Below are 23,185 nucleotides of genomic sequence, written 5' to 3' on the forward strand. Positions count from 1 at the left end.
GCCGGCTCCTAGAGTTTTTCGATCTGGGCGTCGATCTTGCGCAGCGCCCGTTCGCTGCGCTCGCTGTAGCGGTCGGTGAGATAGTCGCTGCGGCCGCGCATCAGGAGCGTAATCTTGAAGAGTTCTTCCATCACATCGACCACGCGGTCGTAGTAGGCCGAGGGCCGCATGCGTCCGGCCTCGTCGAACTCCTTGTAGGCCATCGGCACCGAGGACTGGTTCGGGATCGTGAACATACGCATCCAGCGGCCCAGCAGGCGCATGGTGTTGACCACGTTGAAGGACTGCGAACCGCCGCACACCTGCATCAGGGCCAGGGTCCGGCCCTGGCTGGGGCGCAGCGCGCCCTGCTCCAGCGGGATCCAGTCGATCTGGTTTTTCATCACCGCCGTGATCGCGCCGTGGCGCTCGGGGCTGCACCAGACCTGGCCCTCGGACCACAGGCAGAGCTCGCGCAGCTCGACCACCTTGGGGTGGGTCTCCGGCACGCTGCCCACCATCGGCAGCTCCATCGGGTCGAAGATCTTCACCTCGGCGCCGAGATGCTCGAGGATGCGCGCCGCCTCGAAAGTCAGGAAGCGGCTGAAGGAACGCTCGCGCAGGGAACCGTAGAGCATCAGGATGCGCGGCGGGTGCGACTGCTCGCCCACCTGGGCCAGCTTGTCCATGGTGGGCAGGTCGAGCTGCTCCGGGTTGATGTTGGGCAGGTCGGGAATCTTGTGCATGCAGGGTCCTTGTCAGCTCAGGCGCAGGGCCAGCGCGGCCAGCGTCACCAGGAGAATGGGCAGGGTCAGCACCAGGCCCACGCGGAAATAATACCCCCATGAGATCGCGATCCCCTTGTTCGACAGGACGTGCAGCCAGAGCAGCGTGGCCAGGCTGCCGATCGGGGTGATCTTGGGACCGAGGTCGCTGCCGATCACGTTGGCGTACACCATCGCTTCGCGCACCGCGCCCTGGGCCGAGGTGGCGTCGATCGACAGCGCGCCGATCAGCACCGTGGGCATGTTGTTCATGACCGAGGACAGGATCGCCGTGATGAAGCCGGTGCCCAGCGCCGCGCCCCATACGCCGTAGGCGGCGCAGCGCTCCAGCAGCGCGGTCAGGTAATCGGTCAGGCCGGCGTTGCGCAGGCCGTAGACCACCAGGTACATCCCGAGCGAGAACACCACCACCTGCCAGGGCGCGTTGCGCAGCACCTCGCGGGTCGGGATCGCATGGCCGCGCGCCGCCACCACGAACAGCAGCAGCGCGCCGGCCGCCGCCACCGCGCTGATCGGCACGCCCAGGCTGTCGAGCCAGAAGAAGCCCACCAGCAGCATGGCCAGCACCCACCAGCCGGTGACGAAGGTGGCCCGGTCAACGATGGCCTGTTCGGGGCGGCGCAACTGGGCCAGGTCGTAGTCGCGCGGGATGTCCTTGCCGAAGAACCAGACCAGCGCGCCGAGGGTGGCGGCCACCGAGACCAGGTTCACCGGCGCCATCACCGCAGCATAGCGCGCGAAGCCGATGCCGAAGTAGTCGGCTGAAACGATGTTGACCAGGTTGGACACCACCAGCGGCAGGCTGGCCGTGTCGGCGATGAAGCCGGCCGCCATCACGAAGGCCAGCGTGGCGCGCGGCGGAAAGCGCAGCGCCGCCAGCATGGCGATCACGATCGGCGTCAGGATCAGGGCCGCGCCGTCGTTGGCGAACAGCGCCGCCACGGCCGCGCCGAGCAGCACCAGCAGCACGAACAGGCGCCGGCCGCTGCCGCGTCCCCAGCGCGCCACGTGCAGGGCCGCCCACTCGAAGAAGCCGGCCTTGTCCAGCAACAGGCTGATGATGATGACGGCGATGAAGGCGCCGGTGGCGTTCCACACGATGTCCCAGACAACCGGGATGTCGCCGACCTGGATCACGCCGGCGAGCAGCGCGGCCAGCGCGCCGAAGGAGGCGCTCCAGCCGATGCCGAGGCCGCGCGGCTGCCAGATCACCAGCACCAGGGTGGCGAGGAAGATGAGAAAAGCGATGAGCACAGGGAGTCTTTCATGAGGCGCGGGGCCGGCGGCCCCGCGCGTGCGGGTGGTTCAGGGAAGCAGGACGCCGATCTTGTCGAGTTCGGCCTTGAAGCGTGCGCGGTCCTGGGCCAGCGTGTCGAGCGGCAGGGCCAGGAAGGCTTCGATGCGGGCGCGCAGGATGGCGTAGGCGCGTTCGAAAGCGGCGCCGATCTCCTCTTCCGTGCCGACCACGTGGCTGGGGTCGTCTACGCCCCAGTGGGTGCGCAGCACCGGGCCGAGGTAGGCCGGGCAGGTCTCCCCGGCGGCGCTGGCGCACACGGTCACGACCACGTCCGGGGTCAGCGGCAGGTCGTCCCAGGACTTGCTGTAGTAGCCCTCGGTCGGGATGCCCTTGTCGGCCAGCAGCGCCAGTGCGCGCTCGTTGAGGCGGCCGGTGGGCTGGCTGCCGGCGCTGATCGCCTTCCAGCCGGCGGGCGCGAGGTGGTTGAAGACGGCTTCGCTGATGAGGGAGCGGCAGGAGTTGCCGGTGCACAGGAACAGGATGTTCAAAGGATTCCTCTGTTAGGGGTGATGGATTCAGGCGGCGCCGGCGGCGCAGTTGGCGGCGACCGGCGAGCACGGATTGCCGCCGCAGCAGTTCTCGGTCAGGAAGCCGATCAGTGCCGACATGGTGTCGAAACGGGCGGCGTAGATGATGAAGCGCCCTTCCTGGCGCGGCGCGATCAGGCCGGCGTGGCTCAGTTCCTTCAGGTGGAAGGACAGCGACGAGGATGGGATCTGCAGGGCGTCCGCGATGCGGCTGGCCGACAGCCCGTTCGGCCCGGCCTGCACCAGCAGGCGGAAGGCCGCCAGGCGCGAATCCTGTGCGAGCGCGGCGAGCGCGGCGATGGCGTTAGTGGTTTCCATGAGAACTCAGTGACATTTCGATACTGGTGGAATTATAGAACGAGGCAACAACACTTCCAATAATGTCGAAATAATTTGACAGGATGATGACAAGATAGATATTCTATGTTCGCCGAATGACGAACAAGCCTTAGGGACCCGTGCCGCGCCGGCTGCCCGACCGCCCCTTTATTCGTCATTTTACGAACAACTAATTAGCCTGAAGGAGCACGCCATGTACCAAGACATCACCTCCCTGCCGGTCGCCGTCCTCGGCGCCGGCCCCGTCGGTCTCGCCGCCGCCGCCCATCTGCTCGAACGCGGCCTGCGGCCCCTGATCCTCGAGGCTGGCGAGACCGTCGGCGCCAACCTGGCGAGCTACCGCCACGTGCGCCTGTTCTCGCCCTGGCGCTACAACACGGACAAGGCGGCGCTGGCGCTGCTGGAGGCAGCCGGCTGGCGCGCGCCCGATCCCGAGACCCTGCCCACTGCGGGCGAATTGCTGGACGCCTACCTCGCCCCGCTGGCCGCCCTGCCCGCGCTCGCCGGCAAGCTCCACCTCGGCCACCGCGTCAGCGCCATCGGCCGCGCCGGCATCGACAAGGTGAAGACGCGCGGCCGCGAGCAGGCGCCCTTCCTGGTGCGCGCGTTGACGCGCGGCGGCGTGCGCGAGTTCCTGGCGCAGGCCGTGATCGACGCCACCGGCACCTGGTCGACGCCCAATCCGCTGGGCGCCAACGGTCTGGCGGCCGAGGGCGAAGACCTGTTCGCCGGGCGGATCGCCTACGGCATGCCGGACGTGCTGGGCGCGGCGCGCGAGCGCTACCTCGGCAAGCGCGTGCTGGTGGCGGGCGCCGGCCACTCGGCCGCCGGCACCCTGCTGGCGCTGGCGGAACTGGCTGCCGCATCGCCCGCCATGCGCATCGTCTGGGTCACGCGCGGCGGCAAGCTGGCGCGGGTGTTCGGCGGCGGCGCGGCGGACGGCCTGCCGGCGCGCGGCCAGCTCGGCGCGCGCCTGCGCGGCCTGCTGGATGCCGGCCGCCTGGAGCTGCACGAGCGGTTCGCCATCCGCGCGCTGAGCGCCTGCGACGGACGCATCGTCGTGCATGGCCAGGAGGCGGTGATCGAAGGCGTGGACGAGATCGTGTGCGCCACCGGCGCCCGCCCCGACCTGGCGTTGACGCGCGAGCTGCGCGTGCGCCACGACCCCTGGCTGGAGAGCACCGACGCGCTGGCGCCGCTGATCGACCCCAACGAGCATAGCTGCGGCACGGTGCGTCCGCACGGCCACCGCGAGCTGGCCCATCCCGAGCCCGGCTACTATGCGATCGGCGCCAAGAGCTATGGCCGCGCGCCCAACTTCCTGCTCGCCACCGGCTACGAGCAGGCGCGCTCGGTGGTGGCGGCGCTCGCCGGCGACCTCGCCGCCGCCGACGAAGTGCGGCTCGAATTGCCCGAGACCGGGGTGTGCAACACCCGCAGCGGCTACCAGCAGCCCGCGACTTCCTGCTGTACAGTGAAGGCTGCGGACGCCGCCTTCTGCTGAGCGTCCGGCCCACCTGTCAGGAGAACCGCCTTGTCGCCCGCCCGCAAGACCATCGGCATCCTCGCCGTCACGCAAATCGTGTCCTGGGGTTCGCTCTACTATGCCTTCGCCGTGCTGGCGCCCGCCATCCAGCGCGAGCTGGGCATGAGCAAGGAAGCCGCCTTCGCCGCCTTCTCCTGGAGCCTGCTGGTGGCGGGCCTGGCCGCCACGCCGGTGGGCGCGATGGTGGACCGCCACGGCGGGCGCTACGTGATGGCCCTGGGCTCGGTGGTGAGCGCGCTCGGCATGGCCGGCCTGGGCCTGTGCGACAGCGCGCTCCAGTACTGGGCCGCCTGGACCGTGATCGGCCTGGCGATGGCGCTCACGCTCTACGAGGCGGCCTTCGCCACCATCAACCGCAAGCTCGGCGTCGAGGCGCCGCGCGGCATCTCGACCCTGACCCTGTTCGCCGGCTTCGCCAGCACCATCTTCTGGCCGCTGACGCTGGCGATCTCTTCGCGCCTGGGCTGGCGCGACACCTTTTTGCTGTACGCCGCGCTGCAGCTGGCGGCCTGCCTGCCGCTGCACCTCAGGCTCGGGCGCGACGCGCCCCATCCGCCCGCGCCCGCGCATGCGCCGCGCGACAGCCACACCCTGGCCGAGGCGGTGCGCCATCCGGTGTTCTGGAAGCTGGCGCTGGCCTTCTCGGCCAACATCTTCATCTTCTCGGCGCTGGCGGTGCACCTGATCCCGCTGCTGCAGTCGCTCGGCCATGCCGCCAGCGCCGCGGTGCTGCTGGCGGCCCTGGTCGGACCGATGCAGGTGGCGGGCCGCATCGGCGAACGCACCCTGGCGCGCGACGCCGCGCCGCAGGTGGTCGGGCGCTTCGTGTTCGCGACCCTGCCGGGCGGCCTGCTGGCGCTGGCGCTGTTCGGTTCCCACGCCTGGGGCGTGGCCCTGTTCTGCGTGCTGTATGGGATGAGCAACGGCGTGCTGACCATCATCCGCGGCACCCTGCCGCGCGCCCTCTTCGGCGCGCGCCACTACGGCGCCATCACCGGCGCGCTGGCCGCGCCTTCGCTGGTCTCGAAAGCCATCGGGCCGCTGCTGGGCGCGGCGCTGCTGGGCGGCGCGGCCGGGCCGCTGGTGCTGCCGCTGACCCTGTTCGCCGTGGCGCTGGCCTCGCTGCTGCTCTACCTGGCGGCGATCCGCCAGCCGGCGCAGGCGCCCCTGCCGGCGGCGGCCCGGGACGGCGGCACTTGACGGCGCGCGCGCGGCTTCCTATCCTCCTCGCTCACCACCAGACGAAAGCCTCCATGACCAGTTCCTGCTGCGGCCCGACGCCCGCCCAGGCGCGTCCCGACATCGACGTCGCCGACCTCGCCGCCATGTGCAAGGCGATCGGCCACCCGGCCCGCCTGCAGCTGCTGCGCCACCTGATCGCGCACGGCGAGTGCTATTTCGGCAACCTGGCCGAGGTGCTGCCGCTGGCGCCGTCGACCATTTCCAAGCACGTGTCGATCCTGAAGGAGGCCGGCCTGATCGATGGCTCGTCCGACGTGCAGCGGGTCTGCTACTGCGTCAACCCGGCGCGCCTGGACCAGCTCAAGTCCCTGGTCTCCGGTCTCTAGGCGCTGACCGGCGGGCGCTGCACGGTGTAGGTCGCCATGTAGTCCGGATCGACCACGATCTCTCCCGTATCGCGCAGGAGGTATTCGCCGGGCAAGGCCGGACTGACCGCGTCCAGGTCGGGCGGCAGCGACAGCCGTTCGCCCGCGCCGCTCCCCTCCACCTCGACCAGGATCCCGTCGTGCGGATCGACCGCGCGCACCCGCGCGCAGAACTGGCGCTGGCCGATCACCACGCCATCCACGTCCAGGTAGGTCATCCCGACCATCAGGCGCGCGCCCGCCAGCGCCCGCGCCAGGGCCTCGTCCCAGGCCGGCTCGTCGACGGCGCTCACGACGCGCTCCCGAGCACGGTGACCACCACCCTGCGCCGGTGCGGGGCGCTGCGGTGCTCCCACAGGTAGATGCCCTGCCAGGTGCCCAGCAGCAGGCGGCCTTCGCCCACCGGCACGCTCAAGCCGGTCGCCGTCAGCATGGTGCGCGCATGGGCCGCCATGTCGTCCGGTCCCTCGGTGTCGTGGCGGTAGGCGGGGTCGCCGTCGGGCGCCAGGCGCGCGAGGATGGTGTCGAGGTCGCGCCGCACGTCGGGGTCGGCGTTCTCGGTGATCGTGAGCGAGCAGCTGGTGTGCTGGACGAAGACGTGGACCAGGCCGCATTGCAGGCCGGAGGCGCGCACCGCCGCCTCGACCTCGTCCGTGATGTTGCGGGTGCCGCGCCCCTGGGTCGAAAACTCGAGGATGGACTGGTGTGCCACGATGCGCTCCTGTCGTGTGGGTAGCGGAATTGTGTCGCCATGTTTCCGGGGCCGGGCCGGACACACGCGCTTGCGCACGCGGGGGTTTCCGGAAAAAACAGCGCTACATGGGGGCGGTTTAATGACTACATCGACGCAGCGTAGCGCCGGTCAAACCACCCACAAGGAGAATACCATGCTGAACCTGAACAAAGCCGCTGTCCTGATCCTGTCCACCGTCCTGGCCGCCGCCGCCAGCGCCGCCCCGAACACCGCCAATGACTTCGGCCAGCGCGTCGCCGAAGCCAAGGGCACCCGCGTCATCACCGTCAAGCCGGGCGCCAAGCACGTCAACGTCACCAACGGCGAAACCGTCACCTTCGACGTCAACGGCCAGCGCTTCAGCTTCGACGTCAACACCTACCCGAACCAGAACGTGTTCCAGCTGTCCGACATCGCGCCGGCCGGCGTGCAGGCCGATGGCGTGAAAGTCTACGTCGCCGCCAACCCCCTGTACTTCGGCGGCTGAGCCGTGTCCCTGCGCTAGCGGCGCATCGACGCCGCCGGCGGCAGCAGCACCGCCAGGATGCCCAGCAGCGGCAGGTAGGAAGCGAGCCGGTACACCTGCTCGATGCCCGAGGAGTCGGCGAACGCGCCCATGGCGGCCGCGCCGATGCCGCTGATGCCGAACATCAGGCCGAAGAACAGCCCGGCGATCATGCCAGGCTTGCCCGGCACCAGCTCCTGCGCGAACACCACGATGGCCGAGAAGGCCGAGGACATCACCAGCCCGATCACCACCGACAGCACGGCGGTCCAGAACAGGTCCGCATACGGCAGCGCCAGGGTGAACGGGGCCGCGCCCAGGATCGAGAACCAGATCACGCGCTTGCGGCCGATGCGGTCGCCGATCGGGCCGCCGGCGAAGGTGCCGGCCGCCACCGCCGCGAGGAAGAGGAAGAGGTAGAGCTGGGCCGTGTCCACCGATACCTGGAACTTCTCGATCAGGTAGAAGGTGTAATAGCTCGACAGGCTGGCCATGTAGATGTATTTCGAGAACACCAGCAGCGCCAGCACCGTCAGCGCCCACATCACGCGCCCGCGCGACAGCGCCGGCCCGGGGTGCACGGCCGCCTTGCGCGGCGCGTTGCGCAGGTGACCGGCGTACCAGCGGCTCACGCCCACCAGCACCGTCACCGCCAGCAGCACGATCAGCATCAGCCAGGCGATCTGGCCCTGGCCATGTCCCACGATGATGGCAGCCGCCAGCAGCGGCCCGAAGGCCGAGCCCAGGTTGCCGCCCACCTGGAACAGCGACTGCGCGAAGCCGAAGCGCCCGCCCGAGGCCAGGCGCGCCACGCGCGAGGCTTCCGGATGGAAGGTCGAGGAGCCGACGCCGATCAGGCCCGCCGCCAGCAGCAGCATCGGGAAGCTGGCGGCCCAGGCCAGCAGGGCCACGCCGGCCATGGTCACGCACATCCCCGCCGGCAGCAGGAAAGGAATCGGCTTCCTGTCGGTGTACAGGCCGATCCAGGGCTGGAGCAGCGAGGCGGTGCACTGGAAAGTCAGGGTGATCAGGCCGATTTGCGTGAAGCTCAGCGCGAACTCGTGCTTGAGCAGCGGGTAGACGGAAGGCAGGACGGCCTGCACGCAGTCGTTCAGCAGGTGGACGAAGGCGACCGAGAACAGGATCTGCATCACCGCGGCCGGCGCGGCGGCAGGGACCGCGGCGGGCGGTGCGGAAGTGTGTAAGGACATGGAAAGACTCAGGGTGACTAGCCCGGCAAGTGTACCTTGTTGCGCAGGAGGCTGCCGATACCGGATGTGAGCGCCTGTCGGCCGGGGTGTCGGCGCCCTGCATGGTCCAGGATCATCCGGGCGCAGCTGGCGCCCACGAAGAGACCTCATGCTCGATCGAGCCCTTTGCCATGCCTTCTTCATCAATGCGTTCGCGCTCAAGGCAGGGCTCACTGCTGAGCTAGCGCTGATGGCGCAAGTCCTGTATGGTGGGTCGCACCGCGCCGATTGCGTATCGAGCTGCCGGCCCCCCCGACCTCTCACACTCGCCTATGGACATCTCCGACTTCATCTCCAGGAATATGGAGCAAATTCTCACTGAGTGGGAAGGATTCGCCGCAACTTTCGGGGCAGTGACCGACAACATGTCCAGCGATGATTTGCGCGACCACGCCAAGCAGATTCTCGAGTTCGTCATCAAGGATATCCAGACCGTGGAAACCCGCGACGAACAGCACTCGAAATCACAGGGATTCAGCGTGAAACCAGCCGGCGACGAAACAGCGTCGTCGATGCATGGACGGCTGCGTTACGCAAGCGGTTTCACCCTGCTGCAGCTCATTGCCGAGTACCGCGCCTTGCGGGCAAGCGTACTCAAATTGTGGCGCGATGGCCGCGTCGACGTTTCGCTGGACAGCATGAACGACATTGCGCGGTTTAACGAGGCGATCGACCAATCGCTTGCCGAGGCAGCGGTCGCCTACTCGGACCGCCTGAACGAGACCCGCGAGACCTTCATCGCCATCCTCGGGCACGATCTCCGCAGTCCCCTGGCCGCGACGATGACGGCAGGCAGCTACCTGTCACGGCCCGGCGCTTTCGACGAGCGCACCGCGCTCATCGGCGTTCGTATCAAGCGTAGCGCATCCAGCATGAACAGCATGGTCAATGACCTCCTGGGGCTGGCACGCACGCAGCTCGGCGGCGGCATTCCTATCCAGCGCACGCTGTGTGATCTGCTGGAGATGGGCCAGTGGGCGATCGATGACGCCAGCGCCTCGCATCCCCGGGCCGAGTTCACCCTCCACGCGCGCGGCGAACTGATCGGTTTGTTCGACCAGGAGCGCCTGCGGCAATTGTTGACCAATCTGGCCAATAACGCGGCCCAGTACGGCACACCTGGCAAGCCCATCATCGTTGAGCTCGCGGGTGAGGAAGACAAGGTATTGATCAGTGTCAGGAACGAAGGCCCGGTGATTCCCGAGGACGTGCTGCCCAGACTGTTTGATTCACTTGTACAACTTCCAGAGCATCAAGATCACATCAGGCCACGCACCAGCCTTGGTCTCGGACTGTTCATTGCGAAACAGATTGCTATCGCACATGGTGGAGATATCGGCGTATCGTCCGACCCAGTCGCGGGCACGGTGTTCACCGTAGAAGTGCCTCGGCATTGAGCATGCATGGCGCCGTTCGCGCCGTCGATGCGCGCGGCCTTGAACTCCGGCCATCGACCGCCGCTCCGGGCCCAGGCCCGGAACGGCGCCTCGCGCTCAGTCGAACTTGCTGAAATCCGGCTTGCGCTTCTCGAAGAAGGCGGTAAAGGCTTCCTTCGCCTCCGGTCCGAGCAGCATGGCGGCGAAGCGCTCGTTCTCGGCCGCGATGGCGGCGTTGATCGGCTCCGTGCGGGCGCGCTTCATCAGCGCCTTGGTGGTGCGGATCGATGCGGCCGGCAGGGCCACCAGCTTGGCGGCCTGCTGTTCGGCGAAGGCGCGCAGTTCGGCGGCCGGCAGCACGCGCGCCACCAGGCCCATCTCGAAGGCTTCCTGGGCGCCGAAGGCTTCGCCCAGCAGCAGCTTCTCGGCGGCGCGCGGGTAGCCGGCCAGCTGCGACAGCAGCAGCGAGGAAGCGAATTCAGGGCACAGGCCGAGCTGGGCGAAAGGCATCGAGAACTTGGCGTTGTCGGCGCAGTACACCAGGTCGCAGTGCATCAGCAGGGTGGTGCCGATGCCGATCGCGGCGCCGCTCACGGCGGCCACCACCGGCTTGGTCGAGCCGGACAGCGCGCGCATGAACTGGAACACCGGGCGGCTCTCGGCCGGCACGCCCGGCACCGGGGCCGAGTTCTTCATGAAGTCGTCGAGGTCGTTCCCCGCGGTGAAGATTTCCGGCTTGCCGGCGATGAGGATGGCGCGCACCGCGCTGTCCTGCTCGGCGTCCAGCAGGGCGTCGGCCATCGCCTGGTACATCGCGCCGGTGATGGCGTTCTTGCGTTCGACGCGGTTGAATTCGATGCTCAGGATGCCGTTGGCTTTGTTGATCAGCATGTCCATGTTTCAGGGTCTCCGATGGTGCTTGGTCTGGATGGACGCGTGGGCGGGACACCCGCCCATCCTCGGATGCGGAGGTATCCCGCCCACGCGGTGATGCAGGACGGCTGCGCGAAGGCGCCGCCCGCGTCGATTAAACGCGCTCGATGATGCCGGCCGCGCCCATGCCGGCGCCGACGCACATGGTCACCATGCCGTACTTCAGGTTGTTACGGCGCAGCGCGTGCACGACGGTCGCGGCGCGGATCGCGCCGGTCGCGCCCAGCGGGTGGCCGAGGGCGATCGCGCCGCCCATCGGGTTGACCTTGCTGGTGTCCAGGCCCAGGTCGCGGATCACGGCCAGCGCCTGCGCGGCGAAGGCTTCGTTCAGCTCGATCCAGTCCAGCTGGTCCTGGGTGATGCCGGCGGCGGCCAGGGCGGCCGGGATCGCGACCTTGGGACCGATGCCCATGATCTCCGGCGGCACGCCGCGCACGGCGAAGGAGGAGAACTTGGCCAGCGGGGTCAGGTTGTGCTCCTTCAGGATCTTCTCGCTGACCACGATCAGCGCGCCGGCGCCGTCCGACATCTGCGAGGAGGTGGCGGCGGTGACCGAACCCTTGGCCGCGAACACCGGCTTGAGCTTGGCCATCGATTCGAGCGAGGCGTCGGCGCGCGGGCCTTCGTCCAGGTCGACGGTGCGGCGCTTGACGCTGATTTCGCCGGTCTTGAGGTCAGGCGTGCGGGTGACGACTTCGACCGGGGTGATCTCGTCCTTGAACCAGCCGGCCTGCTGGGCGGCGATGGCGCGGCGGTGCGACTCCAGGCCGAAGGCGTCCTGGTCTTCGCGCGACACCTTCCACTGCTCGGCGACCTTCTCGGCGGTCAGGCCCATGCCGTAGGCCAGGCCCACGTTCTCGTCCTTGAAGGTCTCCATGTTGATCGACGGGTGATGGCCCATCATCGGGACCATCGACATCGACTCGACGCCGCCGGCGATCATCACGTCGGCTTCGCCCACGCGGATGCGGTCGGCCGCCATGGCCAGGGCGGTGATGCCCGAGGCGCAGTAGCGGTTGACGGTGACGCCGCCGACGGTGTTCGGCAGGCCCGCCAGCACCACCGCGTTACGCGCCACGTTGAAGCCCTGCTCCGCTTCCGGGAAGGAGCAGCCGACGATGGCGTCGACGATCAGGGCCGGGTCCAGGTTCGGCACGGCGGCCATGGCGCCGCGGATCGCGTGCACCAGCAGGTCGTCCGGACGGGTCTTGTTGAAGAAGCCGCGCGGCGCCTTGCCGATCGGGGTGCGGGTCGCTGCGACGATGTATGCGTCTTGAAGTTGTTTGCTCATGATTTGTCGTCCTGTTCGTTCGGCGCTCAGTCGCCCGATTAATTACGCACCGGCTTACCGTTCTGCATCATGCCCATGATGCGTTCCTGGGTCTTCGGATTGCTCAGCAGCGAGATGAAGGCCTTGCGTTCCATGTCGAGCAGCCACTGCTCGGTCACCACGCTGCCCTGGTCGATGTCGCCGCCGGTCACGATCTCGGCGATGGTGTCGCCCAGGTGGTAGTCGTAGGCCGAGATGAAGCCGCCGTCGCGCATATTGACCAGCTGGCCGCGGATGGTCGCCCAGCCGTAGCGGCCGGTGACCGGCACGGTGCGGCGCGCCGGAGCGCGGTAGCCGGCGTCGAACATGGCGCGCGCGGTGGTCTTGGCCACGTGCAGCAGTTCATACGGGTTGAAGACGATGACGTCGTCGTCCTTCAGGTAGCCCATGGCCTTGGCTTCCAGGGCCGACTTCGACACCTGCGCGGTGGCCGCGTTGGTGAAGCCGGTCTTCAGGAATTGCAGGATGTCGTTGCCCTTGGCTTCATTGGCGGCACGCAGCGCCGCTTCCTTCAGGCCGCCGCCGGCCGGCACCAGGCCGACGCCGACTTCGACCAGGCCGATGTAGGACTCGATCGAGGCCACGCGCTTGGACGCGTGCAGCGCCAGCTCGCAGCCGCCGCCCAGGGCCAGGCCGGCGACCGCCGCCACCACCGGGATGTTCGAGTACTTCATGGCCATGAAGGTGTCCTGGAGCTCGCGCACCATCGGTTCCATGGCCTTGGCGCCGCCCATCATGAAGGCCGGCAGGGCCGACTGCAGGTCGGCGCCGGCCGAGAAGGCGCCGCCTTCGGCCGCGTCGGTGTTCCAGATCACCAGGCCCTTGTAGCCTTTTTCGGCTTCCGCCAGGCCGCGCTGGATGCCCTTCACCACGCCTTCGCCGATGACGTGCATCTTGGTCTTGAGCGAGATGACCAGCACTTCGTCATCCGAGTGCCACAGGCGCACCGAGTCGTCCTCGAACACGGTGGTGCCGAAGGTCTTCGGATCGACGGTGGTGGCGCCCACCACCGGGGCGCGGAACTGCTGGCGCTTGTACACCGGCAGGTCGGACGCCGGGACATAGGTCTTGCGCGAAGCGGACCACGAGCCTTCCGGGGTGTGCACGCCCTTCTCGGCGACCGGGGCCTCGAAGACCCAGCTCGGCAGCGGCGCATTGCACAGGGCCTTGCCGGCCTCGATGTCTTCCTTCACCCACTGGGCGATGGTGGTCCAGCCGGCGGCCTGCCAGGTCTCGAACGGGCCGACGCTCCAGCCGAAGCCCCAGCGCATCGCGAAGTCGACGTCGCGCGCGTTGTCGGCGATGGAGTCGAGGTGGAAGGCGATGTAGTGGAAGGCGTCGCGGAAGATCGCCCACAGGAACTGGGCCTGCGGGTTGGTCGATTCGCGCATGGCCTTGAACTTCTTGACCGGGTCCTTTTCCTTCAGGATGCGGCCGACGATGTCGGCGGCCTTGGCGCCGCTCGGGACGTATTCGCCGCTGGCGAAGTCAAGGCGCTGGATCTCCTTGCCGACCTTCTTGTAGAAGCCGGCGCCGGTCTTCTGGCCCAGGGCGCCCTTCTCGATCAGCTTGGCCAGCACCGCCGGGGTCTTGTACAGGCTGAAGAAGGGATCGTCCTGCAGGGTGTCCTGCATGGTCTTGATCACGTGGCCCATGGTGTCCAGGCCCACGACGTCGGCGGTGCGGAAGGTGCCCGACTTGGCGCGGCCCAGCTTGGCGCCGGTCAGGTCGTCGACCACGTCCACGGACAGGCCGAACTGCTCGGCTTCATGGATGGTGGCCAGCATGCCGAAGATGCCGACGCGGTTGGCGATGAAGTTCGGGGTGTCCTTGGCGCGCACCACGCCCTTGCCCAGGGTCGAGGTCAGGAAGGTTTCGAGCTGGTCGAGGATTTCCGGACGGGTGGCCGCGGTCGGGATCAGTTCGACCAGGTGCATGTAGCGCGGCGGGTTGAAGAAGTGCACGCCGCAGAAGCGCGACTTGAGCTCGGCGTCGAAGCCTTCGGCCAGCTTGTTGATCGACAGGCCCGAGGTGTTCGAGGCGAAGATGGCGTTCGCGCCGATGTGGGGAGCGACCTTCTTGTACAGGTCGTGCTTCCAGTCCATGCGCTCCGCGATGGCTTCGATGATCAGGTCGCAGCCGGCCAGGACGTCGAGGTTGTCCTCGTAGTTGGCCACTTCGATCAGGGCCGCGTCGTCCTTGTTGCCCAGCGGGGCCGGCGACAGCTTCTTGAGGTTCTCGATGGCTTTCAGGACGATGCCGTTCTTGTTGCCTTCCTTGGCAGGCAGGTCGAACAGCACGACCGGGACCTTGGCGTTCACGCAGTGCGCGGCGATCTGCGCGCCCATCACGCCGGCGCCCAGCACGGCGACTTTCTTGACGATGAAATTGGACATTTCTAATTCCTTGTTAGTACCCGCGCCGTTTGCTCCGTCGTCCCCGCGAAGGCGGGGACCCAAGTTTGCTGGCGATGCCACAGTGCATGCAGAACTTGGATCCCCGCCTGCGCGGGGATGACGTTGGGGAACCGTAGATGGGGTCCCGGGGCTGCGGGTGTCGGTTAAGTAGCTACGTGACGGTCGTTAGAACAGATCCGCATCCAGCGCCAGCAGATTCGCCGAACCCGAACGGGCCTGGCGGATCAGCATCGCCGTTTCCGGGTACAGGCGGGCGAAGTAGAAGCGCGCGGTGTGCAGCTTCGCTTCGTAGAACTTGTCGCCCGAATCCTTCTTGGCCAGCGCGATCTTCGCCATCTGGGCGAAGAAGTAGCTGAACACCAGGTGGCCCACGACGCGCAGGTAAGGCACGGCGGCCGCGCCCACTTCGTCCTGGTTCTGGAAGGCCTTCATGCCGATTTCCATGGTCAGCTTGGTGACCTTCTCGCCCAGCTCGCCCAGCGGGGTCACGAACTCGGACAGCGATTCGTCCAGGCCGTTCTCTTCCACGAAGGACTTGATCTTCTCGCCGAAGGCGCGCAGCTTGGCGCCGTTGTCCATCAGGATCTTACGGCCCAGCAGGTCCAGCGACTGCACGGTGTTGGTGCCTTCGTAGATCATGTTGATGCGGGCGTCGCGCACGTACTGCTCCATGCCCCACTCGCTGATGTAGCCGTGGCCGCCGTAGACCTGCATGGCTTCCGAGGTGGCGATCCAGCCGTTGTCGGTGATGAAGGCCTTGACGATCGGGGTCAGCAGCGCGACTTCGCCGGCGGCTTCCTTGCGCACTTCCTCGTCCGGGTGGTTCAGTTCGCGGTCGATCTGCAGCGCCACGTAGGAAGTCAGGGCGCGCGCGCCTTCGGCGTAGGCCTTGGCGGTCAGCAGCATGCGGCGCACGTCCGGGTGCACGATGATCGGGTCGGCCGGCTTGTCCGGGGCCTTCGGGCCCGACAGGCTGCGCATCTGGATGCGTTCCTTGGCGTACACCAGCGCGTTCTGGTAGGCCACTTCGGTCAGGCCCAGCGACTGCATGCCCACGCCCAGACGGGCGGCGTTCATGAACACGAACATCGCCTGCAGGCCCTTGTGCGGCTGGCCGATCAGGGTGCCGATCGCGCCGTCCAGGTTCATCTGGCAGGTGGCGTTGCCGTGGATGCCCATCTTCTCTTCGATCGCGCCGCAGGTGATGCCGTTGCGCGCGCCGATCGAGCCGTCCGGGTTCGGCAGGAACTTCGGCACCAGGAACAGCGAGATGCCTTTCGAGCCTTCCGGCGCGTCCGGCAGGCGGGCCAGCACCAGGTGGACGATGTTTTCCGACATGTCGTGCTCGCCGGCCGAGATGAAGATCTTGGAGCCGGTGATGCTGTAGGTGCCGTCGGCCTGCGGTTCGGCCTTGGTGCGCAGCAGGCCCAGGTCGGTGCCGCAGTGGGCTTCGGTCAGGCACATGGTGCCGGTCCACTCGCCCGAGACCAGCTTGGGCAGGTAGAACTTCTTCTGGTCTTCGGTGCCGTGCTCCTTCAGGCACTCGTAGGCGCCGTGCGACAGGCCGGGGTACATGGTCCAGGCCTGGTTCGACGAGTTCAGCATCTCGTAGAAGGAGTTGTTCAGGGTGACCGGCAGGCCCTGGCCGCCGTATTCAGGGTCGCAGGCCAGCGCCGCCCAGCCGCCTTCCACGTACTGCTTGTACGCTTCCTTGAAGCCCTTCGGCGTGGTGACGCTCTTGCTGGCCGCGTCGTAGTGGCAGCCTTCGCGGTCGCCGGAGTGGTTCAGCGGGAACAGGACTTCCTGCGTGAATTTCGCGCCTTCTTCCAGCACCTGGTTGATGATGTCGGCATCGATCTCCTGGTAAGCGGGAAGGTTCTTGAATTCGTCGGTGACGTTGAGGAATTCGTGCAGAACGAACTGCATATCCCGAATTGGCGCGACGTACTGACCCATGGTTTTCTCCTGACGAAGGTAAAGATGTGGAAGACAGGCGGTTCAGGCCGCCTGCATGCCCGGTTGTTGTTGGTTGGGATTACGGTAATTCTCGATCAGACGGTCGAAGCCGGCGCGGGCGCGTTCGACCGAGCCCGGCATGCGCAGGAAGCGGGCGTCGTGGTGCAGGGCCAGGATCAGGCCGTACATCTCGTACACCAGCTGCTGGGCGTCTGTATCCGGGTGCAGGTGGCCGACCTCGATCGCCTGGCGCACGCAGCGCAGCAGCGCGTTCTGCCAGGCCATGACCATCGAGACCAGCTGGTCGCGGATCGGGCCCGGGCGGTCGTCGTACTCGACCGCGCCGCTGATGTAGATGCAGCCCGAGGCGATCTCGACCGACACGCGCTTGATCCAGCGAGCGAACATGGCCACCAGGCGCGGCAGGCCGCGCGGCTCCTTGATACTCGGGAAGAAGACTTCCTGCTCGAAGCGGTGGTGGTAGAGCTTGACCACTTCGAGCTGCAGGTCTTCGCGCGAGCCGAAGTGCGCGAACACGCCGGACTTGCTCATGTTCATGCGGTCGGCCAGCAGGCCGATGGTCAGGCCCTCGAGGCCGTTGCGGCTTGCGAGCTCGAGCGCGACGTCCAGAATCGCTGCCCGCGTCTGCTCGCCCTTGCGCATGTATTTGGCTGAAGTACTGATAGCTGCCCCTGAATCGAAAAAATCCGAACGCTCGTACTATTATCTATCAAGCGTGGAATGTCAAACGGGAACTTAGAGGCGAAATTCTATTGATGCAAAACAACAGTCGGCGCTGAGGAAACGCCGTGAGGCTGGGGGCCGGGTCTCGGGAAATGCGGGGACGGCGGCTTGTTGTTTCAGCTATAAAGGTAACCCATTTTGGGGCGTTTGGGGGAGGAAGTACGAACGTTTGTGTGGATTCTTAAAGGTAGCGCTGGTTCCGCAGTCCCGCGCCCCAAACACCGTCATCCCCGGCATTGGCATCTCCCTCGCCGAGGACCCGAGTTGCTTGACAAACCAGCAGCGTCAAACGTCATCGCGCGCCCAAAAAAACCAGCTGCGTCAAACGTCAGTCCCACGCCCCAAAAACCGTCATCCCCGCGTAGGCGGGGATCCAAGTTCCTCAGCAAACCACTGAGTTAAACCTCAGTGGCGGCGCATCGAACTTGGGTTCCCGCCTCCGCGGGAACGACGTGCTGGAGCTACGGGCCAACCCGGGCTCACTCCCCCGCCCGCGTCAGCGCACGCCGGTCGCGCTTGGTCGGCCGTCCCTTGATATCGCTGCTCGGTTCCGGATACAGGCGCCGCGCCTCCTTGTCGTTCTCGCGCCGCTGGATGCTCTCGTCGGTTTCGAAATACAGGGTGCGCGCCACCGGCGCCGGGCCGCGCGTGCCGGAAATCGCCGCCACGATCACTTCCCAACGGTCCGAGCCGTTGTCGATCAGGATCTTGTCGTTCACCTTCACCACCCGCGCCGGCTTCACCGGCTCGCCGCCGATGCGCACCCGGCCACGGTCGATGGCGTCGGTGGCCAGCGAGCGGGTCTTGAAAAAGCGCGCTGCCCACAGCCATTTGTCGAGTCGTACGTTATTTTCTTCCATCATTCTTTCCTGTTCATGCATAGCCGATCGCGAAGACCCGCATCGCCAGTTTATACAGCATGTAGGCGACGCCATAGCTGGCGCGCCGGAACCACCCGATGTGGGCGAATTCCTGGGGGCAGACCGGCACCCCGTCGGCGATCCCGCGTTCGATGTGCTCGCGCATGGTCCGGGCGAAGCTTGCGTCCAGCACCACCACGTTCGCTTCCTGGTTGAGGAAGAGCGACAAGCCGTCGCAATTGCTCGAGCCGACGGTGGCCCAGTCATCGTCCACCACCGCGACCTTGGCGTGCAACTGGGTCTTGCGGTACTCGACCACCTTGACGCCGTCCGCCAGCAGCTTGGGATAGAAGGAATGCGCCACCGCATCCTGGATGCGGAACTCCCCCACTCCGATCAACAGCGTCACCTGGACCCCACGCCGCGCCGCGTGCGCCAGCGCCTTGCGGAACTTGCGTCCCGGCGCGAAATACGGGGTGGCCAGCAGCACGCTGTGGCGCGCATGGCCGAGCGCATGCAGGTAGGCCTTCTGGATCGTGGAGCGGTTGCGCAGGTTGTCGCGCACCACGAAGGCGGCGCGCGCCGGGTGCTCGCAGGACTGCGGCAGCTTCCTGCGCATTTCGCGGAACAGGTCGATGCGGTGACGCAGCTTCATGTGGCCCACGCGCATCCATTGCGCCTGGGCCTCGTGATGGATCTGGGCCACCAGCGGCCCGCGCACCCGCGCCGCGAAATCCCAGCGCGGCGCCGGCAGTCTGCGCCCGCCCGCGTGGTCGCAGATCCAGTCGTCGTTGACGTTGATGCCGCCGACAAAAGCCAGCTCGCGGTCGATCACCGCGATCTTGCGGTGCGAGCGCGCGATGCCGCGCCGGCACCAGGGATTGAAGACGCGGTACTGGACCCCGGCCGCGCACAGCTGCTCGCCCAGGCGGGTGGCCGGACGGTGCTCGGTGCCGATCCAGTCCACCAGCACCCTCACCTTCACCCCGCGCAGCGCGGCGCGGCCCAGGGCATCGCGCACCGCGCGCCCGGTCGCGTCCTCGGCGAAGATGTAGGTCTCGAACAGGATGTCGTGGCGGGCCGCGTCGATCGCCTCGATCAGCGCCGGGAAATACTCGACACCGCTTTCCAGCAGGGTCACGTCGTTGTTGTCGACGTAGGAGATGGAACCCATGTGCCCTTGGCGCTATTCCAGCTGCAGCTCCGCCACGATCGGCGCGTGGTCGGACAGCTTGGCCCACAGCGGACCGTGCAAGACCTGGGCGTTGTCGACCTTGAAGCCGCGCACGTAGATGCGGTCCAGGCGGAACCAGGGCAAGGCGGCCGGGAAGGTGCGCGCCGGCGCCAGGCGCGGCGAGCGTCCGGCCCAGCTGCGCACCATGTCGCCCAGCGGCGAGCGCGGCCCCAGCTCGTCGAACACCTCGGCCACGCCCAGGCCGTTGCGCAGGCGGTCGCTAAGGGTGTTACGCCAGTCGTTGAAGTCGCCGGCGATGATGACCGGCTCACCGTCCGAGGACTCGTTGACGGCCTCGATCAGCTGGGCGGTCTGGCGCCCGCGGCTGCCCTCGAACAGGCCAAGGTGCACCACGTAGCAGTGCACCCGGGCGGCCGGGGTCTCGAGCACGCAGTGAAGAATGCCGCGCTGCTCGTAGGCGTGATCGGAGACGTCGTGGTTGTGCGAATTCTCGATCGGGAAGGCGGAGAGCAGCGCATTGCCGTGGTGACCGTGGTCGTACACGGCGTTCATGCCATACGCGGTATGGTGCGAGTCGCCTGCGAAGTAATCGTACTGCGCGGTCTCGGGCCAGTGGCGGTGGCCACGGTCCTCTTTGCCGAAGCGTGCCTGGTAGCGGTCGTGCCGGCCCTGCACCTCCTGCAGAAAGACGATATCGGCGTTGAATTCCGCGATTGCCTTCTTGAGAGCGATCACGCGGGGCGTTGCACGCAGCGACGACACGCCCTTGTGGATGTTATAGGTAGCCACACGAATTTTCATGGGAACATTCTAACCGGATCGGAAGCGGGTTTTCCGGTCGGGCCCCAATCGTGCAGCGCATGCCGGCGCGCATCCTTCGCGCCGGCGCGGGGATCAGCCGAAGGCCAGCGCCTGCTCGACGATGGCTTCGTGGCCGCTGACGATCATGCGGCGCTTCGGTTTCTTGCTGACTGCGGCGAGCTCGTCGTCGGACAGCATCGGGCCCATCAGGCGCAAGCCGGACAGCAGGTCGATGCAGATGCAACCGTCGAGGTCACTGATTTCCTTCACTTTGCCCTCGTGTTCGAGCTTGTAGTTGTCCATTTTCCCTCCTAGATCCTTGGATGAATGATTGTAACGAATTGTCACGGGCCAGCGAGACGTTGACGATATTCCACCGGTTTCCAAGTGTCAACCGCAGAATGTATCGTGCTTTCCGGAAACAAGCAAATTTCCTTCGGTTATCAAAACGACACGTTGGCGTGTCAGAGATGGTCGCTAAGAGTGAAAAACCTGTGTCGAAACCGCGCAAACTCGCGCCATATGCGCGTCATCGCACGGAAGAAAAAAATTAAAAGCACTGGCGTGCTTTTGTCACGCTCATCCATAACCTTTTTGCCGAGAGGAACTGGCAGTTACTGAGCAAAAACGAAATGCTCGGCTAGCGGCAAAAAATGGGTGACTAGAAGTTATTGTTCCATGTACTTCGGCAATTCCAGGATTGCCTCGGCATTGGATGAGGAGAAGCAGCGGTCGGCCGCCTGCAGATAGGGCAGCCAGGCGTAACGGAGGTGTTCGCGCGGGCTGAGGGTGATGGCCACGTCGCGCGGCACGCGGACCGAGAACACGTGCTCGGTGTTGTGGGTGACGCCGGGAGCGTAGCGGTGGCGCCAGACCGGATAGATCTCGTAGACGTTGGACAGCTTCCAGTCGACCAGGCGGATGATCTCGCCGTCGGCGCGGATGCCGGTCTCCTCGAACAGTTCCCGGGTGGCGGTCTGCAGCAGGGGTTCGTCAGGGGCGTCGAGCGAGCCGGTGACGGATTGCCAGAAGCCCGGGCGGTCGGCGCGCTCCAGCAGCAACACCTCCATGTCGGAGGTGTGGATCACGACCAGGACCGATTCCGGGATCTTGGGGGGCTTCATCGGGGGCAAGTGCAGGCGCCGCCGGCCGCGCTCGGCCGGCGGCGGCGCTGCGTCTTACGCGACCTTGGGCTCGTTGCGCAGGCGGATGTGCAGCTCGCGCAGCTGCTTCTCGTCGACTTCCGACGGCGCGTTGGTCAGCAGGTCCTGGGCGCGCTGGGTCTTCGGGAAGGCGATCACGTCGCGGATCGATTCCGAACCGGTCATCAGGGTGATCAGGCGGTCCAGGCCGAAGGCCAGGCCACCGTGCGGCGGCGCGCCGTACTGCAGGGCGTCGAGCAGGAAGCCGAACTTGAGCTGGGCTTCTTCCGCATCGATCTTGAGGGCGCGGAACACCTTGCTCTGCACGTCTTCGCGGTGGATACGGATCGAACCGCCGCCCAGTTCCCAGCCGTTCAGGACCATGTCGTAGGCCTTGGCGACGCAGGCGCCCGGGTTGGTCTCGAGCATGTCCTCGTGGCCGTCCTTCGGCGCGGTGAACGGGTGGTGGGTGGCGTTCCAGCGGTCGCCTTCCTCGTCGTACTCGAACATCGGGAAGTCGATCACCCACAGCGGGGCCCAGACGTCGTCGAAGAGGCCGGCCTTCTTGCCGAATTCCGAGTGGCCGATCTTGACGCGCAGCGCGCCCATCGAGTCGTTGACGACCTTGGCCTTGTCGGCGCCGAAGAAGATCAGGTCGCCGTCCTGCGCGCCGGTCAGCTCCAGGATCTGGGCCAGCACGTCGTCGGAGATGTTCTTGACGATCGGCGACTGCAGGCCGTCACGGCCCTTGGCCTTCTCGTTGACCTTGATGTAGGCCAGGCCCTTGGCGCCGTAGATGGCGACGAACTGGGTGTAGGCGTCGATTTCCGAACGCGGCATCGAACCGCCCTGCGGCACGCGCAGGCCGACCACGCGGCCGCCGGCCATGTTGGCGGCGCTGTTAAAGACCTTGAACTCGACCGACTTCATCAGCTCGGTCAGTTCGGTGAACTGCAGCTTGACGCGCATGTCCGGCTTGTCCGAACCGTAGGAGCCCATGGCGGTGGCGAAGTCCATCACCGGGAAGGGGTTGGGCAGGTCGATGCCGGCCGCGTTCTTGAACACGGTGCGCATCATGTCTTCGAACAGGTCACGGATTTCCTGTTCGGTCAGGAACGAGGTTTCGCAGTCGATCTGGGTGAATTCCGGCTGGCGGTCGGCGCGCAGGTCTTCGTCGCGGAAGCACTTGGTGATCTGGTAGTAGCGGTCGAAGTTGGCGACCATCAGCAGCTGCTTGAACAGCTGGGGCGATTGCGGCAGCGCGAAGAAGTTGCCCGGGTTGACGCGCGAAGGCACCAGGTAGTCGCGCGCGCCTTCCGGGGTCGACTTGGTCAGCATCGGGGTTTCGATGTCGATGAAGCCGAGGTTGTCCAGGTACTTGCGCACTTCCATCGAGACCTTGTAGCGCAGGCGCAGGTTGTGCTGCATCTGCTGGCGGCGCAGGTCGAGCACGCGGTGGGTCAGGCGGGTGGTTTCCGACAGGTTGTCGTCGTCCAGCTGGAAAGGCACCGGCACCGATGCGTTCAGCACTTCGAGCTGGGTGGTGTTGATCTCGATCTTGCCCGACTTCAGGTTGGCGTTGGCGGTGCCTTCCAGGCGGTTCACCACGGTGCCGGTGATGCGCAGGCAGTACTCGTTGCGCACGTGCTCGGCCGCCTTGAACACCTCGGCGTTATCCGGGTGGCAGACCACCTGGACCAGGCCCTCGCGGTCGCGCAGGTCGATGAAGATCACCCCGCCGTGGTCGCGGCGGCGGTGCACCCAGCCGCACAGGCTGACGGTTTGGCCCAGCAGTTCCTCGGTGACGAGGCCGCAGTAATGAGTACGCATGGAGGACATAGTTTTCGTTCCAGGTTGGTTGAT

General features: G+C 66.6%; 23 protein-coding genes. 5 read left to right on the top strand and 18 right to left on the bottom strand.

Going from position 1 to position 23,185, the window contains the following annotated elements; genetic code table 11:
- Window positions 1-8: 8 nt before the first annotated feature.
- Genes arsH through B0920_RS20875 form a run of 4 tightly spaced genes read right to left on the bottom strand, consistent with a single transcriptional unit; the run spans window position 9 to window position 2,906 of the window.
- Window positions 9-725, bottom strand: a complete 717-nt coding sequence (gene arsH, locus B0920_RS20860; protein ID WP_078034612.1) for an arsenical resistance protein ArsH — start codon at window positions 723-725, stop codon at window positions 9-11.
- 12 nt (window positions 726-737) lie between these two features.
- Window positions 738-2,018, bottom strand: a complete 1,281-nt coding sequence (locus B0920_RS20865) for an arsenic transporter (RefSeq protein ID WP_078034613.1) — start codon at window positions 2,016-2,018, stop codon at window positions 738-740.
- Window positions 2,019-2,069: 51 nt separating this feature from the next.
- Entirely contained in the window at window positions 2,070-2,549 is a 480-nt protein-coding gene (locus B0920_RS20870; protein WP_078034614.1) for an arsenate reductase ArsC, read from the bottom strand.
- Window positions 2,550-2,576: 27 nt separating this feature from the next.
- Window positions 2,577-2,906, bottom strand: coding sequence for a helix-turn-helix transcriptional regulator (locus tag B0920_RS20875; protein WP_078034615.1), 330 nt, complete (start codon window positions 2,904-2,906; stop codon window positions 2,577-2,579).
- Between the two features lie 214 nt (window positions 2,907-3,120).
- Between B0920_RS20875 and B0920_RS20880 the strand changes: the two genes are divergently transcribed.
- From B0920_RS20880 to B0920_RS20890, 3 genes are read left to right on the top strand one after another with little or no spacing between them, the layout of a single operon-like run.
- Complete coding sequence (locus B0920_RS20880) at window positions 3,121-4,431, top strand: FAD-dependent oxidoreductase (protein ID WP_078034616.1); 1,311 nt, start codon at window positions 3,121-3,123, stop codon at window positions 4,429-4,431.
- Window positions 4,432-4,461: 30 nt separating this feature from the next.
- Complete coding sequence (locus tag B0920_RS20885; protein WP_078034617.1) at window positions 4,462-5,673, top strand: MFS transporter; 1,212 nt, start codon at window positions 4,462-4,464, stop codon at window positions 5,671-5,673.
- Window positions 5,674-5,726: 53 nt separating this feature from the next.
- Window positions 5,727-6,041, top strand: coding sequence for a helix-turn-helix transcriptional regulator (locus B0920_RS20890; RefSeq protein WP_078034618.1), 315 nt, complete (start codon window positions 5,727-5,729; stop codon window positions 6,039-6,041).
- On the opposite strand, the gene B0920_RS20895 is transcribed toward B0920_RS20890, so the two are convergent.
- Both B0920_RS20895 and B0920_RS20900 read right to left on the bottom strand, forming a co-directional pair.
- Window positions 6,038-6,373 carry a hypothetical protein gene (locus B0920_RS20895; RefSeq protein ID WP_078034619.1) on the bottom strand — a complete coding sequence of 112 codons (336 nt, stop codon included), beginning with the start codon at window positions 6,371-6,373 and terminating at the stop codon, window positions 6,038-6,040. The two genes, B0920_RS20890 and B0920_RS20895, sit on opposite strands and share 4 nt — an antisense overlap.
- Window positions 6,370-6,792, bottom strand: a complete 423-nt coding sequence (locus B0920_RS20900; protein ID WP_078034620.1) for a secondary thiamine-phosphate synthase enzyme YjbQ — start codon at window positions 6,790-6,792, stop codon at window positions 6,370-6,372. Before B0920_RS20900 ends, B0920_RS20895 begins: the two co-directional genes overlap by 4 nt.
- 175 nt (window positions 6,793-6,967) lie before the next feature.
- On the opposite strand from B0920_RS20900, the gene B0920_RS26085 reads away from it, so the two are divergent.
- Window positions 6,968-7,300, top strand: a complete 333-nt coding sequence (locus B0920_RS26085) for a CzcE family metal-binding protein (RefSeq protein ID WP_179119260.1) — start codon at window positions 6,968-6,970, stop codon at window positions 7,298-7,300.
- A 14-nt stretch (window positions 7,301-7,314) separates the two neighbouring features.
- Here the strand turns inward: B0920_RS26085 and B0920_RS20910 are convergent, their stop codons facing one another.
- Entirely contained in the window at window positions 7,315-8,529 is a 1,215-nt protein-coding gene (locus B0920_RS20910) for an MFS transporter (protein WP_078034622.1), read from the bottom strand.
- 311 nt (window positions 8,530-8,840) lie between these two features.
- Between B0920_RS20910 and B0920_RS20915 the strand changes: the two genes are divergently transcribed.
- Window positions 8,841-9,965, top strand: coding sequence for a sensor histidine kinase (locus tag B0920_RS20915; protein WP_078034623.1), 1,125 nt, complete (start codon window positions 8,841-8,843; stop codon window positions 9,963-9,965).
- Window positions 9,966-10,061: 96 nt separating this feature from the next.
- Here the strand turns inward: B0920_RS20915 and B0920_RS20920 are convergent, their stop codons facing one another.
- The 11 genes from B0920_RS20920 to aspS all read right to left on the bottom strand — a co-directional run bounded on the left by B0920_RS20920 (window position 10,062) and on the right by aspS (window position 23,152).
- Window positions 10,062-10,841, bottom strand: a complete 780-nt coding sequence (locus tag B0920_RS20920; RefSeq protein WP_078034624.1) for an enoyl-CoA hydratase — start codon at window positions 10,839-10,841, stop codon at window positions 10,062-10,064.
- A gap of 130 nt (window positions 10,842-10,971) precedes the next feature.
- Window positions 10,972-12,168 carry an acetyl-CoA C-acyltransferase gene (locus B0920_RS20925; protein ID WP_078034625.1) on the bottom strand — a complete coding sequence of 399 codons (1,197 nt, stop codon included), beginning with the start codon at window positions 12,166-12,168 and terminating at the stop codon, window positions 10,972-10,974.
- 38 nt (window positions 12,169-12,206) lie between these two features.
- Window positions 12,207-14,603, bottom strand: coding sequence for a 3-hydroxyacyl-CoA dehydrogenase/enoyl-CoA hydratase family protein (locus B0920_RS20930; RefSeq protein ID WP_078034626.1), 2,397 nt, complete (start codon window positions 14,601-14,603; stop codon window positions 12,207-12,209).
- Window positions 14,604-14,789: 186 nt separating this feature from the next.
- The gene (locus B0920_RS20935; protein WP_078034627.1) at window positions 14,790-16,580 is read right to left on the bottom strand and encodes an acyl-CoA dehydrogenase C-terminal domain-containing protein; all 1,791 of its coding nucleotides are present in this window, start codon (window positions 16,578-16,580) and stop codon (window positions 14,790-14,792) included.
- A 42-nt stretch (window positions 16,581-16,622) separates the two neighbouring features.
- On the bottom strand, window positions 16,623-17,243 hold the full coding sequence (locus B0920_RS20940) for a TetR/AcrR family transcriptional regulator (RefSeq protein ID WP_078034628.1): 621 nt from the start codon (window positions 17,241-17,243) through the stop codon (window positions 16,623-16,625).
- 560 nt (window positions 17,244-17,803) lie between these two features.
- A complete protein-coding gene (locus B0920_RS20945; protein ID WP_078034629.1) occupies window positions 17,804-18,184 on the bottom strand; it encodes an RNA-binding S4 domain-containing protein in 381 nt (126 codons plus the stop codon).
- Window positions 18,185-18,197: 13 nt separating this feature from the next.
- Window positions 18,198-19,358 carry a cardiolipin synthase ClsB gene (clsB, locus tag B0920_RS20950; RefSeq protein WP_078034630.1) on the bottom strand — a complete coding sequence of 387 codons (1,161 nt, stop codon included), beginning with the start codon at window positions 19,356-19,358 and terminating at the stop codon, window positions 18,198-18,200.
- A 12-nt stretch (window positions 19,359-19,370) separates the two neighbouring features.
- Window positions 19,371-20,180: an endonuclease/exonuclease/phosphatase family protein gene (locus B0920_RS20955; RefSeq protein WP_078034631.1), complete on the bottom strand. Its 810-nt coding sequence runs from the start codon at window positions 20,178-20,180 to the stop codon at window positions 19,371-19,373.
- A 93-nt stretch (window positions 20,181-20,273) separates the two neighbouring features.
- Window positions 20,274-20,483: a hypothetical protein gene (locus B0920_RS20960; RefSeq protein ID WP_078034632.1), complete on the bottom strand. Its 210-nt coding sequence runs from the start codon at window positions 20,481-20,483 to the stop codon at window positions 20,274-20,276.
- Window positions 20,484-20,848: 365 nt separating this feature from the next.
- Window positions 20,849-21,304, bottom strand: a complete 456-nt coding sequence (gene nudB, locus B0920_RS20965; RefSeq protein WP_078034633.1) for a dihydroneopterin triphosphate diphosphatase — start codon at window positions 21,302-21,304, stop codon at window positions 20,849-20,851.
- Window positions 21,305-21,358: 54 nt separating this feature from the next.
- Window positions 21,359-23,152 carry an aspartate--tRNA ligase gene (gene aspS / locus B0920_RS20970; RefSeq protein WP_179119261.1) on the bottom strand — a complete coding sequence of 598 codons (1,794 nt, stop codon included), beginning with the start codon at window positions 23,150-23,152 and terminating at the stop codon, window positions 21,359-21,361.
- Window positions 23,153-23,185 lie beyond the last annotated feature (33 nt).

Source organism: Massilia sp. KIM (assembly GCF_002007115.1).
Taxonomy (GTDB): Bacteria; Pseudomonadota; Gammaproteobacteria; order Burkholderiales; family Burkholderiaceae_D; genus Telluria.